Origin of the sequence: Roseivirga sp. UBA838 (assembly GCF_002296035.1) — a bacterium.
GTDB classification, from domain to species: Bacteria; Bacteroidota; Bacteroidia; order Cytophagales; family Cyclobacteriaceae; genus Roseivirga; species Roseivirga thermotolerans.
On sequence record NZ_DBHC01000028.1, the window covers coordinates 1 to 16,691 of the forward strand.

Here is a 16,691-nt window from a genome sequence, read left to right on the forward strand (position 1 = left end):
AAGGCCTGTTTTTCCGGCATGACGCTTTTTTCGTACATCGAACTCAGGTTAATTTACGATATATACAAGAGCCCTGCGACACAGCTCTAGCCAGACGACAGAGACGTATACACACATTTCAAATAATGGAATAGATCAAGTGATATCACCGCTCGATATATTAAACCTAAAAGATGATGCTATTGACTTATAGCAGCTGTATTTGGTGGCTATAAGTCATAAATCTTATATTATAGAAAAATAAAAGTCATATTTATGACTGATACATAACGTTATATTCAATTAGTGCTTATTGACAGGGCACTGCCTTAAACCAAAAAAATATGAAACACATTGCAATTTTCCTCATTTGTATATTTCCTTTAGCATCATTTGCCCAAGAGTTTGAAGATCCAATTACAACTACTGACTGGAATCTACTTTGGAAGAGTGCCTTCATACAAAGTAACGGAGCTGCCAATGCTCCTGAAGGTTCAGGTTGGTTCTGGGGGATAAACATGAACCACAGTAGTAACAATTCTAATTATAGGTACAATGGTCAGATAGCAATTAAGAATAACAATACCGTTCCAACTCTATACTTTAGAAGCACAGGTGTAAGTGGGATTGGAACTTGGACTAAAGTATTACATAATACTGGAACCCAGCAAATAAATGGGAATCTTCATATCAATGCACCTGCTGTTGGAAACACTCTTAACAATTATGAATTAGGAGCCAAAATCGATATCGGCCGTCAGAAACTTGAATTTGTTTCGATTAGAACCGCTAACGAATCAGATTGGAAAAACACAACACTCAAACTTCAGGCAAAAATTGATGTAACAAAACATCAGTCCATTGATTTTGTTAACGATAGTGCTTGGCACGAGCACATTGATATCCTAACAGGCAATCAAGTTTTTAATACAAGATTTACTTACGATGGAAAAGTTGGAATCGGCACAAAGAATCCAGATTCTGAATTGACTGTGAACGGAAATATTCACGCCAAAGAGGTTAAAGTAGATTTGAACATACCCGCTCCTGATTATGTTTTTGAACCTGACTATAAACTACGAACTCTCAAGGAAACGAAGGAATACATAATGGAAAACAAACACCTTCCTGAAATTCCATCCGCTACTGAAATTGGTGAGAACGGAATTGATCTTGGTGATATGAATATGCGACTTTTGAAGAAGATCGAGGAACTTACTCTTTATCAAATTGAACTTATGGAACGACTAGAGCAACTCGAATCAAGAAACGCTGAAATTGACGAACTCAAGGAGAAAATCAAGTCCCTAGAAAACAAATAACATGAATATAACAGGCCCTAAAATCCGTAGGCTTACTGAGGCATTTGCGAGATGTATCTGGCATAGATATCTCGGAGCATTTTGAAAGTGTAAACCTACGGATTTTAGTTGGTCGCTGTGTGTAATGAGGATGAAGTTAATTGAACTTGAAATACCAATGAATATTGATCCCGGTGGAACTATGCCAGAGATCAACGCGGACGAACATAATCTGAAAGTCTCTTTCTATTTATTGGACTCTGAGATAAAGGAACATTAAATTTCAATTCTGTCCTTCAATTTACTTTTGGATATCCAAATGAAGAGGCCATTTCGGGACACAGATATCCGGAATACGGCCTAACTCCTATAAAATTTGTAGAAGTGAGTGAATCAGAAATTATTGAAAAAATTAAGTCGGTTAATAGAGTTCACCCATACCATAAAGATGAACTCTTTGCTGAATATCGACATTTTGTATTTCCTTTTCATGACACAACATTAGAAGTTGTAGCAAAACCTTTCGAATTCGAATAATTAATGATGAACTTCGATTTCGAATTTTTCATTCCGACAATGCCGGATGAAGCCTTACCAGTTAGGTAGCCTTACTTAAAAATCAAACAGTTTAAAAAAGAACAAATTAGTACCGTTAAACTGTCAAAATGAAAAAAGTTAAAATTTACAGAGAGCCAGATCATCAAGGCTCTAAAAGAGAATGAACAAGGTCGAAAGACCGAGGACATTTGCCGAGAAATGGGTATTCACAAGGGTACATTTTACAATTGGAGAAAGAAGTATTCAGGTATGGGCCAGCCAATCGAAGCGATTAAAAGAGCTTGAAGACGAGAACGCGCGACTGAAAAAGATGTACGCTGAGCTGAGCCTGGATAACGTGATGCTTAAAGACGTGCTATCAAAAAAGTGGTAAGCCCTGCTGTCAAGCGGCAAATGTGTGAGCATCTGATCCAGACCTACCAACAGAGCATAAGAAGGGTCTGTATGGTGCTGTGTTTCGCTCGATCCATGTGGTACTATAAGAGTACGCGTGATGATCGTCCGGTTATCGATAAGCTCACAGAACTAGCTGAACAACTGCCTACCCGTGGGTTTGATACCTACTACGGCAGGATCCGTCAGCAGGGCTATGAGTGGAGCCGCAGCAAGGTATTGCGAGTCTACAGGCTCATGAATCTGAAGATGATAAGGAAGCATAAGAAACGCCTTCCTAATCGCTTTAAGGAGCGTTTAAACGTTCCGAGCATGCCAAACCACACATGGAGCATGGACTTCATGGGTGATGCACTCTCAGATGACCGTAAGATCAGGGCGCTGAATGTCGCCAATGATTACAATCGTGAAGCATTAACCATTTTCTGACATGAACACGAATACGGTAGTGTTCATTCGAATAAAAGAAAAACGCGATTCCAAGGTATTCGAATATTTTAGGAATGTGTTCATTTCTTTGAAGAAAATTAGAAATCCAGTCAAGTTGGCAGTTCTTATCAGAACTGTAAAAATGTTTTTTCCTTACTTTAGTTCTTTAGTTTCAGTGTATAAACAACCCATCGAACTAAGTCTCTATGTATCTGATATTTGATACCGAAACCACCGGTTTACCTCAAAACTATAACGCTCCTCTCACTGATTTTGAGAACTGGCCACGACTGGTTCAGATTGCCTGGCAATTGCACGACATGCGTGGAAACCTGATCAGGAATAGAAACCTGATTATTAAACCTGATGGCTTTACCATACCCTACAACTCCGTTCAGATACACGGCATAACCACCGAAAGAGCACTGGAAGAAGGGCTCGACATTAAAGAAGTGCTGGCCATGTTCGAGGAAGACATTAAAGAAGCCAGCTTCGGTATAGGACACAACATAGAGTTCGACTATAACATAGTAGGTTCTGAATTTCTGAGAGCCGGTTTAACTAATGCCCTGGAGCCTCTGGAGCCTCTGGACACCAAACTAGTCTCTACCGATTTTTGCGCAATTCCCGGAGGTCGTGGTGGCCAATACAAGTGGCCTACCCTTACCGAACTGCATCAGAAGCTCTTTGGCAAAGGGTTTGACGATGCACACGATGCTGCATATGATGTGGATGCTACTGCCCGCTGCTTCTTTGGCTTGCTCAAAGAGGGAGTAGTGCCTCCTGCACAGGGAATTAAACTACATGAAATTATCTACGAAGCTCCTCAGCTAGACGAAGCCAACTTTGCCAAAAAAGAAGAACTGGAAAGTCTTGATTCCGGGCGGCTCAAAGTAGATAAAGAAGGCCTGAATGAACTTAAAGAGGTCCCCTTTTCTCACCTCCATGTGCACTCACAGTTCTCTATTCTCCAGGCCGTATCAGACATTCACAGCCTGGTCAATGCAGTAAAGGAAATGGGCATGCCAGCCGTGGCCCTTACCGATCATGGCAATATGATGGGAGCCTTTCAATTTGTTAGTGCCGCATTGGCCGCAGAAATTAAACCCATAGTTGGTTGCGAGTTCAACATCTGTGCCGACCGTTCCAACAAAAGCGTTCAGGACAATGGCTTTCAAACCGTTGTACTGGCTAAAAACCGAAATGGCTATCACAACCTGGTAAAACTATCTTCTATAGCTTTTACTGAAGGTTTCTATTATGTTCCAAGGATTGACAAAAACGATTTACTCCAATACAAAGACGATCTCATTGTTCTCACTGGTGGACTTTGGGGTGAAGTACCATACAAAATCCTGAATGTGGGTGAGACTCAAGCCGAAGAGGCTTTTGTATGGTGGAAAGATCATTTTGGAGAAGATTTTTATGCCGAGATAAATCGCCACGGTATTCCTGAAGAAGATCACGTAAACCAAATTCTTCTGGAGCTATGTGCAAAGCATCAGGTGAAATATGTCGCTGCCAATAATACTTACTATACCGTAAAAGACCAGGCTTCTGCCCACGATGTCTTGCTCTGTGTAAAAGATGCTGAGTCTGTAAACAAACCCAAAAAATACATTGGCAAACGCGGTAGAGAATTCAGGTATGGCTTCCCGAACGATGAGTTCTACATAAAGTCTCCCGAGGAGATGAAGAAGCTCTTTTCGGATATACCCGAAGCCATAGCCAATACCAATGAGATTGTAGAAAAGGTTGAAGCGTACGAACTCGCCCGAGACGTGCTTCTTCCCAAATTCGAAATCCCGGCAGAATTTCAACATGAAGAGGATGCCCTAGACGGAGGAAAGCGCGGTGAAAATGCTTACCTAAGACACCTCACCTATGAAGGTGCAAAAAAACGCTATGGAGAAATTACCGAGGAAATCAAGGAGCGTCTCGACTTCGAACTAGCCACCATCGAAAGAACGGGATATCCGGGTTACTTCCTTATTGTTCAAGACTTTACCAATAAAGCCAAAGAACTGGGCGTTTCTGTTGGCCCCGGGCGGGGTTCGGCTGCAGGTTCGGCCGTAGCCTATTGTATTGGCATTACCAACGTAGACCCTATTAAGTATGACCTCCTTTTTGAGCGTTTTCTAAACCCCGACAGGGTTTCACTGCCCGATATTGACATTGACTTTGACGATGAAGGACGCCAACGCGTAATAGATTACGTTATAGACAAGTATGGTAAAAACCAGGTAGCCCAAATAATTACTTATGGTACCATGGCTGCCAAATCTTCCATTAGAGATACAGCCAGAGTTTTGGAACTTCCGCTGCCTGATGCCGACCGCATTGCCAAACTCGTACCCGATATAAAACTTCAGAAACTGTTTAGCCTTAGCGAGCGAGAACTCAAAGAAAAGCTAAGGTCGGAGCAAATTCTGTTGGCTCAGGAACTTAAAAAAGTAGCTCAAGGCAATAATCTGGAGGCCAAAACGGTCAATCAGGCTTTAGTTATTGAAGGTTCTGTAAGAAACACCGGTATTCATGCCTGCGGTGTAATCATTACACCAGACGACATCACCAAGTTTGCCCCGGTGGCAACGGCCAAAGACTCTGACATGTGGTGTACCCAGTTCGACAACTCCGTGGTAGAAAGTGCCGGGCTGCTAAAAATGGACTTTTTGGGGCTTAAAACCCTAACCCTGATCAAAGACGCTGTTAAAAACGTAAAAGAAAGGCATGGCGTAGATTTGGTGCCTGACGAATTTCCGTTAGATGACAAAAAAACGTATGAACTCTTTCAGCGAGGAGAAACAGTAGGCATATTCCAGTACGAATCGGCCGGAATGCAAAAGTATATGAAGGAACTCAAACCTACCGAGTTTGCAGACCTCATAGCCATGAACGCACTCTACAGACCCGGCCCGTTGGAGTACATCCCCTCATTTATCCGTAGAAAGCATGGCGATGAACCCATAACTTATGACCTGCCAGATATGGAAGAATACCTGGCAGAAACCTATGGTATTACAGTTTACCAAGAACAGGTTATGTTGCTTTCGCAAAAACTTGCAGGATTTACCAAAGGTGAGGCCGATGTTTTACGAAAGGCCATGGGTAAAAAACAAAGGGCGGTTCTTGACAAAATGAAGCCCAAGTTTGTAGAACAAGCCAAAGCCAAGGGTCATCCGGAAGATAAGCTGGAGAAAATATGGAGAGACTGGGAAGCTTTTGCCTCCTATGCCTTCAACAAATCGCACTCCACCTGTTATGCCTATGTGGCTTTTCAAACAGCTTATTTAAAGGCTCATTACCCTGCTGAATACATGGCCTCAGTACTCAGCAACAACATGAACGACATCAAGCAGGTAACCTTCTTTATGGAAGAGTGCCAGCGTATGGGAGTGCCCGTACTTGGGCCAGATGTCAATGAATCGAATTACAAATTCACTGTAAATGCTAAGGGTGAAATTCGTTTTGGAATGGGTGCCATTAAGGGAGTTGGTGAGGCCGCCATTGAGTCGATTGTTCAGGAGCGCAAAGAAAATGGCCCTTACAAAAGCATTTTCGACTTTGCCGAACGAGTAAACCTGCGCGCTGTTAATAAAAAGAACTTTGAAGCCTTGGCCCAGGCCGGAGGCTTTGACTGTTTTGAAGAATACCACAGACGACAGTATCTGGAAGCTCCTGATGGTGAGCAATCGCTAATAGAAAAGGTAATACGCTACGCCAACGCCATGCAGGCCGAAAAAAACGCGGCCCAAGTGTCGCTCTTTGGAGGCGAAAGTGCAGTAGCCACTCCTCTACCCCGGGTTCCGGAAATTGAGCCTTTCTCCCAAATGCAAAAGCTCAAACTGGAGAAGGAAGTAATAGGCTTCTATGTATCAGGGCACCCACTAGATCAGTTCGAAATTGAGCTCGATTCGTTTTGTAAACCCATTTCTGACATTAATAAATACCCCAATCAGGACATTGCCATCGGTGGCATTGTAAACTCTGTAAGAAATGGCCAGACCAAGAATGGGAAACCCTTTGGAGTGGTGAGTATAGAAGACTATAATGGTTCTACGGAGCTGTTTCTTATGGGCGAAAAATACATTAGCAATGCTCCCTATTTACGTCCCGGAGAGTTTCTATACATACGCGGAAGGGTTGAACTCAATTGGCGCAAGAAAAAGGAAATTCAGGAAAACCCGGCCATTAACCCTACTCCTGACGATTGGGAGCTTCAAACACAGAGTATCTCACTACTCAGTGAGTTGAGGGAAAAAAACACCAAGGGTGTTTATGTGAAATTAAATGCCCGACTGGTTGATCAGGAGCTTATTGAAACCATTATGGAACTCACCAGGCAAAATGAGGGCGATCGGATGCTTAAGGTTGAGCTCATAGACAAAGAGGAAAATATAAGCGTTGAGCTAATCTCCAGAAAGGTTAAAATCGATGCGAATCAAACGCTCATAAAAGCCTTAAAAACACATTGCGAAGGAGCTAGCCTCATCACAGTATAAGGCCGGTTAATTATTTTCGGGTTTGCGTTAGGAACTTTTTATTTACTTTTGATGTAAAATCCGTGTATCAACAGCAAATAATAAAACGAATCATAAATGGGAAAAGCAGTAGAACTTAACGAGTCGAACTTCGAAGAAGTAGTTTTAAAATCGGACAAGCCGGTTTTAGTTGATTTTTGGGCAGAATGGTGTGGTCCATGCCGAATGGTGGGACCAGTAGTAGAGGAAATTGCAGGAGAGTATGCCGATAAAGCTGTTGTAGCTAAACTCGATGTAGATGCTAACCAGGAACTTTCTATCAAATACGGAATTAGATCTATTCCCGCTCTTTTATTCTTTAAAAACGGCCAGGTAGTTGACAACGTGATTGGAGCCGTTCCAAAAAGCGTATTGACCGGTAAATTAGAAGCCCAAATAGGCACTGAAGTATAAACTTACCGATACCGGATTTAATACAGAGTTTAAATAAACTAAATATAAAGAGGCTGTCTCAAAAGCTCTAAAACTCGTCATTCTGAACTTGTCTACCGAAAGGCAGTAAGTTTCGGGTAACGCTCGCCAAGCTTATGAGACAGCCTCTTTTTGCATTATCAGTAATAAACTGTTTTGCTAAGGCCTACTTACTAAATTGCCAAGAAATATGGCGTTGAGGAACAGTTTATTTGTGCCATACCACATTCCCCTAAAATTGGGATTATCTACAAAAAGGATAACATTACCTCTGCCTATACCATTCACCAGAAGAGAAGCTGTTCCTCCTAGTTTTTCAAGATTGGTTTTATGCACATAGCCACTTAAGAGAGGGTTTTCTGTATACCTCACCACGGTGCTAAAGGGGTTGGCACTTGGAGCCATAAAAATACTATGGTTTCTATATACCGGGAGCTCTCTGCTGGTGTACCCGAAAGCTAAAGGATGGGTAATATCTACATCAGCCATATACATTGAACCGCCAATAGCATTTGAACCTCTAAAATCTCTGGCGGTGGCATAATCCATTCGTTCGGGTGTTTCTCTCTTTGGGCCTTCTGCAAATTTTTCGTTTACCAAACCGGAGGCCACTGCCCAACTGGTGGCACTTCTCAACGTAATGAGCGTGCCCCCTTCTCTTACCCATTGCTTTATCCGATTTATGGTGTTTTCACCCAGCGAAGAGTAGTTGCCTGAAACCAGTACCAACGTGTTGTATTGGCTCCAATCAATACGTCCAACATTATCTGTCCATACCTTTGTAATGGGTAAGCCCACCTTGGAGTCCAATAAATGCCACACCTCTCCGGCTTCATAACTACTTGTTCCCGGCCCAATGAGCATAAGAACCTGGGGCTTTTGAATAGTTTCGAAACTTCCACTGCCTAAATCAATACCGGATGCACTGTAACCGGAAGATACCGCATAGGCCTTAACGCCCGCAATTTCAGTGGCCTCCTCTATGTAGGCGTGCACCAGATTGCTATTGGCTTCCTGTCTTGCTACAGGAATCATGAGTGTACCGTATCCAAATTCGCGTACACCTTCATGCGTTTCAATGCTGAACGGTTTAAAGGCAGAGTTCACATATAGCCCTTTGTCTAAAAGGTAGTTTAGCGCCTTAGGAGCATAATATTCGTTCCACTCTATGAGGTATGCATATTCCGCCCTGGGCACACTGGCATATTCTCCCTGCAAATCGCTTCGTTTTAAAACCGCTCCCCTCAGTTCATTTCTTCCATTATACTGTTCATAAGGCATATTGTACGCCAAGGCGGTTGTCCAAGCCGAAGCATCGTAAAAAATGCTATCGTAAAAAGTAGTTACCTTTTCAAACATGGTCCTTACCATTCTATACTGCCCTTGAGCATTGGGTACATAAAATGCCTTCCCCCTCTTGAATGTTTTATCACCTAGCGAAATATCTTCGTTCAAGGCAATGGTTTTGATTTTATGCCTCAACAAAAGATCTACAAAAGCCTGGTTTCGTCCGTCATCATAAGGGTCTCCAAAAACCCAGCCTCCACCGGCTTGTTCTCCCTCTTTTTGAGCAGAGTCAAAGTAGTTTTCCATATGAGCCAAAAGCGTAGCTTTTTCTGCCACGGAAGCACGAACCGTAGCCAAACTTGAGGTAAGGTGGTTTTTGATAGTAAAAGCAAAAGCCACTTTACCCATGCGCGAGTCTTGCAAGTGCCCTCGAGAACTGGCCTGTTCAAAAACCAAACCGAGAGCGCCATGTATATCGGGGTAAGTAGACCCATAACCAGGGTAGCTATTATCGTACTGCTCTTTGGTGAAATACAAAGAGCCTATCTCGTCAAGAGCCTCATGAAAATACCCAGCAAAAAGGTTGTTCAGCCCGTCATAATTATCTCTTGGTACTACAGGGTTTTCCGAACCGAAAGGTTTTGTTGGCTCAAAGAAGTAAGTAGAGTTGGTGCCCATTTCATGAAAGTCGGTTACCACATTGGGGTACCATTTATGATAAAAATCTATGCGTGCCTGACTCTCTACATGAGCTAAAGGAAGCCAGTCTCTATTTAAGTCGTACCAGTAGTGGTTGGTGCGGCCTCCGGGCCAAGCTTCATTATGTTCAGCATCTACAGGATCAGAAACCAGGGGGTTCCCCTGATAGGCATTGGCCCAGGTGCTGTGCCTGTCTCTGCCATCAGGGTTAAAAGCCGGGTCAATTAAGAGAACGGCTTCGTCCAGAGCTTGCCGTACCTCGGCATGCAATCCGGCCACATAGTAATAGGCCGTAAGCAAGGCGGCCTCTGAGCTACTCGGCTCATTGCCATGTACGTTGTAACCCAACATTACAATAGATTTCTGATCCGAAAAATCAGTAATGGTTTTGGTAGGATCTACCAGTTCAAGGTGCTTTCTTCTAATATTTTCTAAATTATTGAGGTTGGCTGAACTGCTCACTGTAAGTACCACGAGCTGCCTATGCTCATAGGTCTCACCTATGGTATCCAATCGAGCCCGGGGCGATCTTCTGGCCAGTTCACGCAGGTAGCCTACAATGGCATCGTGCCTTGTGTGCAAAGTACCAATAGGATATCCAAGGTACTCCTCAGGAGTCGGAATACTCTTGTCGAACCTGGCATTTGGGGGAAAGAAATAATCACTTTGGGCCTTGGCCGAAAAGCCTAAACCAAAAAGTAAAACAACAATAAAGAAACCTCTGTATTTCATAGCATTTGGTTGTGAATAGGTAAGAATGGTGAGAACTAACCGAAAACAGTCGTTTATCACTCGTCAACTTTGATTGTTTCGGGTTGATTTCTGACGCTTAAGTTAAACAAATCGGGTCGATGATAATGGCCAATTGGGTCAAAGTCTAGTTTTGCTTCTGTAACTCGGCCTAAATTAATTTCAGCGGTTAGTATTCCTTCTTTGTCCCATAGTGGCCCGGCTATCAATTCACCTAAAGGCCCCACAATCACCGAACCTCCCCGGCATAAACTATCGGGTTGTTTTTTCATTTCATCAGTAGCCTGTAAGTCTTCAGGGTAATTGCTTTTGATCACATATTGATTGCCCGCTAAAACATAACACCGGCCTTCCAACGCAATGTGCCGCATGGTATGTTGCCAACTGTCTCGAGCATCGGCCGTAGGAGCCAAGTAGAGCTGAACTCCTTTTTGATACATGGCCATTCGAGCCAAAGGCATATAGTTTTCCCAACATATTAAGCCACCTATTTTGCCCAGCGGAGTGTCTAAGGTCGTCAGTGTAGAGCCATCGTCCTCACCCCATATTACACGTTCCTGCCCGGTAGGCTTAATTTTACGGTGTTTACCCAAGAATTTTCCGGCAGGCGAAAAATAGAACATGCTACAATAGAGAGTTCCCGAAGTAGTGTCTTTTTCATTTACCCCAATTGCCAGATAAGCCTGAGCTTCTTTGGCAATTCTAGCCAATCGCTGACAAGCCGGGTCACCTTCCGCAACGGAGGAGTTCCAGTATCTTTGCCAAAGCTCTCGGCCTTCAGGTGTTCTACTCCCCACTACAGTGCCAAAACTCAAACCTCTTGGATAGGCCGAAACAAATGCTTCAGGAAACAAAATTAAACGTGCCCCTTGCCTGGCACAGTTATTCGCCCATTCTGCCACCTTGTGTAATGTGGCCTCCAAATCGAAAATGACCGGAGACGCCTGAACTATAGCCACCTTATACGCCTTCATGGAGGTCAAATTATCGAATATTGATCTGTTTTTGATCAAAAGCCGAGAAAATGAAAAGCAAAACAGATTTACTTAGTCAGATCACATGACAGTAGACAGACAACTTGAGCCGCAGGCTTTGCCTTCAGAACGCCTTATCAGTTCCATTGGTGAAAGCATAAATGGTAGAAAAATATCGACACATACACCAAGCGACTGAAGTAAGTAGCCCTAAGCCAAAGAACCCTTTGCAAAAGAGGCTCTCCACTATTCAGAAGTTGTGCCGCACTCTCTGGCTATTGTTCTACCTCTTATAAAAACTAATTGGTGGCTTTAATGCATTAGCGGTACTTTCCTGATTCAACAAGTCTTTAACTATGAGAATATTTCGTAACCTGACCTTATCGCTACTGGTTTTGGGACTATCCATCGCAGTCTATGCCCAAGATACCGAAGGTGATACTACTCAAACCGAAAAGAAGAAAAAAAACAAGAACCTGCCTCTCGAGCCCGGCAGAAGCTTTGAATTTGACCTGAATGAAGGCTCATGGATGGCCCTTGACGTGAGCCCTGATGGCCAAACTATTGTGTTCGATTTTCTGGGAGACTTATATACCTTACCCATAGCCGGTGGTACAGCGAGCCAGTTGACCAGCGGCATGCAGTTTGACACTCAGCCGCGTTTCAGCCCCGATGGCAAGAAAATTATTTATATCTCTGATGAGTCAGGTGGAGAAAATGTATGGACCATTGAACTCGATTCAAAAAATAAGCAACAAATCACCAAAGGCAATCATAATAGCTATCAGTCTCCTGAATGGACACCGGACGGCAAATACATGATTGCCTCAAAACAATCGAGGGGTGCACACAAAATTTGGCTATATCATGTCGATGGAGGGTCGGGTACTGCCTTGGTAGACGAACCCAATAGCCTCCGTATGATTGAAGGCGCTTTTAGTGCTGACCCTCGCCATGTGTGGTTTTCGCAGCGCCAGGGCACTTCGACCTACAACGCTCCCATGCCGCAGTATCAGATTGGACGATATGACCGCAAAACCGGAGAGATGATTACTGAAACTTCTCGATACGGATCGGCTTTTAGACCAACTCCCAGTGCCGATGGCCAGTGGTTGGTTTATGCCACAAGGCATGATGACCAGACAGGCCTCATTCTTCGCAAAATTGCAACAGGAGAAGAAGAATGGCTAGCCTACCCCATTCAGCACGATGATCAGGAATCGCGAGCCACTGGCGATGTCTTGCCGGGGTTTTCCTGGACGCCAGACCAACAACACATTGTGATTTCGTATGGTGGAAAAATCTGGAAAATCAACATACTGAATAAAACAGTCCGTGAAATCCCTTTCAGAGTTCAATCGAGTATTGACATTGGCCCGCTGGTTGAATTCGACTACCCCATCTCTGACGAGCCGGAGTTTACGGTAACGCAAATACGCGACATAGCTCCATCACCCGATGGTAAAACGTTGGCCTTCACAGCGCTGAATGAGGTTTATTTAATGGATTTACCAAATGGAACTCCCAGAAAGCTCGTTGAATTGAATGAAACTCAAGCGGAGCCGGCCTGGTCTCCCAATGGTGAATGGATTGCTTTTGTTACCTGGCAACCGGATGGGGGCAAAATCTACAAAGTGAGGCCCAATGGTAGAAATCTCACTCAACTCAATAAAGAAGATGGGGTGTTTCAGAACCCGGTTTGGAACAATGACGGAACCCGCATTGTAGCTATAAAAGGACAATCGGAAGATTTTAGAAATGCCTTGCAACGCACAGCCTTTAGAGGCACGAGCGACCTAATATGGGTAGATGCCAACGGTTCGGCCAATAACTTTATTGCTTATACCAATGGTCGGGAAAATCCCCACTTCGTTAAAAACTCCAACCGTATATATTTATCGGGCTTTAGAGGGCTATCATCCATTCGCTGGGATGGTACCGATGAACAGTTCCATGTGCGTATAACGGGAAAATCGCCTGCCGGTGGCGGTGGCGGAGCCAGAGCATCGTGGATTAAAATGGCACCTGAAGGAGATCAGGCCCTGGCCGCTGTGGTAAACGACTTGTTTGTGGTTACTGTACCGCAAGTTGGCAGCGAAGCTCCTACTATTTCGGTGGCTAACCCCAAAAATGCTGCTTTCCCGGCAAAACAGTTGACCGATATTGGAGGTCAGTTTCCGGCCTGGTCGTGGGATGCTCAAAAAGTACATTGGGCTATTGGAAATGCGCATGTAACCTGGGATTTTAAGGCTGAAAAGGCTTTTAATGAATCGGCAAGCAGCACCAAAGGAGAAGAGCAAGAAGATAAGAAAGAAGCAGCCAAAGAGTATGAACCCACGGAGCATCGGGTGATAGTCAAGGCCCAAAGAGACATTCCTGAGGGCTCATTATTACTCAGAAATGCCCGTGTTATTACCATGAATGGTGACCAAGTTCTTGAAAACACCGATATTCTAATTGAGAACAATCGCATTAAGCAAGTCGGTAAAAACATTCAAGCCAACCGAAAAACAAAAGTGATGGACATGTCCGGCAAAACAATTGTTCCGGGCTTTGTAGACACTCATTCTCATTTCAGACACCCGGTCAACATTCACAGAGGTGAGTTCTGGCCCTATCTGGCCAACTTATCATTTGGAGTAACCACCACCAGAGACCCTCAAACGGCCACCACCGATGTTCTCACTTATGGCGATTTAGTGGTTGCGGGTAAGCTCATTGGGCCTAGAATCTATTCAACGGGCCCGGGAATTTTCAGCAGCGAGAATGTTAGCAGTCTTGAGCATGCCAGAAAGGTAATGAAACGCTACAGTGCCTATTACGACACTAAAACCATCAAAATGTATGGCACCGGTAACCGACAACAGCGTCAGTGGATTATTCAGGCTGCCAGAGAACAAAATATAATGCCTACCACGGAAGGTGGACTTAATTTTAGGAATAATCTTACCCAGATGATAGACGGGTATCCAGGACAGGAGCATTCGCTGCCCGTATTTCCGTTGTACAAGGATGTAGTTGGTTTAGTGGCCTTTACCAAATCGGCCTATACCCCTACCTTATTGGTTGCTTATGGTGGCCCTTGGGCAGAAAACTACTTCTATGCTCTGGAGAGACCGCATGACGACCCCAAGCTAAACCGCTTTATGCCACACCACAACCTGGATAGCCGATCGAGAAGAAGGAACGCAGGTTGGTTTATGGAAGAGGAGCATGTTTTTGAGGAGCAATCGGCTGTGGCCAATGCCATTGTGCAGGAAGGCGGACGCGTAGGCATAGGTTCTCACGGTCAGCTACAGGGCTTGGGCTATCATTGGGAATTATGGTCTGTTCAGTCAGGAGGCATGCTTGAGTTAGACGCTTTAAGAGCAGCAACTATACTTGGGGCTGAAGCCATAGGCTTGGACAATGATTTGGGTAGTATTGAGATAGGCAAGCTGGCCGATCTTGTGATTCTAAACAGCAATCCGTTGGATGATATCAGAAACTCCAAAGACATTGGTTATGTGATGATTAATGGGCGCCTCTACGAAGATGACACGCTTAACCAGGTTTATCCTCTAAACAAGCCACTTCCAAAACTTTGGTGGCAGGATTTTGCTCCTACTGGAGTTCCCGGTATCAGAAAATAACAGATTTCGACCAATAGTTTGGTCAAAATACCGATTATAGAATAATACGAATGTGATTGTCTCTAATTCAGTACTTTAAGAGACAATCACATTTTTTTTTAGAGACATCCTCTCTTTCTTTCAACACCACAATCGAACTAATCACAGTATAGAATAAGCAAGCCGCGAGGCTTTGGAATGTTGCTTTGGTCCTTGTTGTCCTCTGCCTTAGGGTAGCACTCTATCGGCTCCGTCAATAAGGTGTATTCTACTTATTATTTTTTTTGGTTAGATTTAACTACCTCAAAACCTGTGAATTATGTTTAATCAGACTGTTAAACAATTCACACACATAGTACTGGCAAGCCAGGTAATTATTTTTTGTGCACTCTATTACTATTCGTTCGAAGGCACACCTAAACTCAAAAAGTTATTACCTAAAGAGGTAAGGCATTTTGAGTTTGAGAAACCGCGAACCGATGTTCTATCGGCTAATCCGAAACTCGTGCTTTTAAAAGAAGAGAGTTTCCGTTGGGTTTACGGGCTGGAGCTTCAAGACTCTAAGATCAGCACAGTAGTTCTCTATTTTGGTAAAAGTTCAAATGAGCCTCTTTATGAAATAATAGTAAACTACAAAGACGCTGCCGACATGGAGATTGACGCAAATGCCCTTCTGGGCAAACCTAACTACAAAGGCAATGAGTGGAAGTTTTATGGTAAAGCCTCTGCTCCCTTGCATGCCTGGGTTTATAGAAACAAAATTGTCTATGCCATGCCCCTGCCCGGCACTGAATGGTATGAGAATGGTAAGAGTACTTTGTAGCCTATAGAGCTATAACGGTAGCCCCAAACAGTAAAAGACGATATAGGGTAACTACCGGATAAAAAGACACCATAATGATTAAAACTTTAGTCAGAAAAAGGTAAGTCTTGGTGCCTCTCCATGGCCTTAATTCAAAGGCCAGATAAACCCCTGAAGTGATCAAAGCAAGTAAGGAATACTGGAGGTCTGACCTTAGTAAATCGAGATCCGTCCATATTTCCAACTGGCTGTTAATGCCGGGCAAGAGTAGCAACATAATAAGTAGATAAAAGGACAAAAACTGCAAAGCCAGATTGAATCCATCCGTTAAATAAAGCCCTTGTTGCTTTAAACACAAAAAAATTATAACCCCTAGCATAAGTGCCAGCGCAATAATTATGAGCTTACTTATTTCTGAAGTTTTGGCGTTATAGGCTTTTTCAAACTCCTCAATGCTTAATGATTCGTTTGCCGCATGATTATGTACAACTGTCCTAGCCCACGCACTGTAAGGCATGGCCGTAACTTGGTTGTTCAGAGTTGTTTGAAATGTGTCATAGGTGGGCAACAAAAAATACATTAGGTTGACTATCAGGAAAATATTAAGTGGCTTGATATACTTCACCCGAGCCCCTCTGGCGTAGTCGCTAGCATATTTACCGGGTTTAAACAACAGTAGCTTGATTGACCTAATAAGCCTTCCTTCTAACTGCCAAACATTCGAAAGCAAATCCTTTACCCATACCCCTAAGGCCTTGTCGCTCTGTACAAGTACTTTTTCTCCGCACACATGGCAATATTTACCCATCAGCGGTTGCCCGCAAGATTGACAGCATGCCGTGCTAACTTCTTTCATTGGATTTTTAGGAATGTATAAAACCGAGCTTAAAAGGTTTAATATAAACCCTTGCCTGCTTTATTCCAACCAATGGTTTCAGGTGCTACAAGCCGTTTAG

General features: G+C 43.6%; 10 protein-coding genes. 7 read left to right on the plus strand and 3 right to left on the minus strand.

Going from position 1 to position 16,691, the window contains the following annotated elements; translation table 11 throughout:
- Positions 1-323 precede the first annotated feature (323 nt).
- The 5 genes from B3O12_RS09405 (at position 324) to trxA (ending at position 7,594) form a co-directional block, all read left to right on the plus strand.
- Positions 324-1,301 (plus strand): hypothetical protein, encoded by a 978-nt coding sequence (locus B3O12_RS09405; protein ID WP_286756110.1) that lies wholly within the window; start codon positions 324-326, stop codon positions 1,299-1,301.
- Between the two features lie 678 nt (positions 1,302-1,979).
- On the plus strand, positions 1,980-2,123 hold the full coding sequence (locus B3O12_RS18785) for a transposase (RefSeq protein ID WP_414706593.1): 144 nt from the start codon (positions 1,980-1,982) through the stop codon (positions 2,121-2,123).
- A gap of 183 nt (positions 2,124-2,306) precedes the next feature.
- On the plus strand, positions 2,307-2,660 hold the full coding sequence (locus B3O12_RS09415) for a hypothetical protein (protein WP_286756112.1): 354 nt from the start codon (positions 2,307-2,309) through the stop codon (positions 2,658-2,660).
- Between the two features lie 206 nt (positions 2,661-2,866).
- Positions 2,867-7,162 carry a DNA polymerase III subunit alpha gene (dnaE, locus tag B3O12_RS09420; protein ID WP_286756113.1) on the plus strand — a complete coding sequence of 1,432 codons (4,296 nt, stop codon included), beginning with the start codon at positions 2,867-2,869 and terminating at the stop codon, positions 7,160-7,162.
- A 96-nt stretch (positions 7,163-7,258) separates the two neighbouring features.
- On the plus strand, positions 7,259-7,594 hold the full coding sequence (trxA, locus tag B3O12_RS09425; RefSeq protein WP_189629813.1) for a thioredoxin: 336 nt from the start codon (positions 7,259-7,261) through the stop codon (positions 7,592-7,594).
- Between the two features lie 177 nt (positions 7,595-7,771).
- On the opposite strand, the gene B3O12_RS09430 is transcribed toward trxA, so the two are convergent.
- Positions 7,772-10,330 carry a M14 family zinc carboxypeptidase gene (locus B3O12_RS09430; RefSeq protein WP_286756114.1) on the minus strand — a complete coding sequence of 853 codons (2,559 nt, stop codon included), beginning with the start codon at positions 10,328-10,330 and terminating at the stop codon, positions 7,772-7,774.
- A 56-nt stretch (positions 10,331-10,386) separates the two neighbouring features.
- Positions 10,387-11,322: a carbon-nitrogen hydrolase family protein gene (locus B3O12_RS09435; protein ID WP_189629811.1), complete on the minus strand. Its 936-nt coding sequence runs from the start codon at positions 11,320-11,322 to the stop codon at positions 10,387-10,389.
- A gap of 356 nt (positions 11,323-11,678) precedes the next feature.
- Between B3O12_RS09435 and B3O12_RS09440 the strand changes: the two genes are divergently transcribed.
- A complete protein-coding gene (locus B3O12_RS09440) occupies positions 11,679-14,954 on the plus strand; it encodes an amidohydrolase family protein (protein WP_286756115.1) in 3,276 nt (1,091 codons plus the stop codon).
- 298 nt (positions 14,955-15,252) lie between these two features.
- Complete coding sequence (locus B3O12_RS09445) at positions 15,253-15,756, plus strand: hypothetical protein (RefSeq protein WP_286756116.1); 504 nt, start codon at positions 15,253-15,255, stop codon at positions 15,754-15,756.
- Between the two features lies 1 nt (position 15,757).
- Here B3O12_RS09445 and B3O12_RS09450 read toward each other — a convergent pair whose 3' ends face one another.
- Complete coding sequence (locus B3O12_RS09450) at positions 15,758-16,591, minus strand: DUF3667 domain-containing protein (protein ID WP_286756117.1); 834 nt, start codon at positions 16,589-16,591, stop codon at positions 15,758-15,760.
- Between the last annotated feature and the right edge of the window lie 100 nt (positions 16,592-16,691).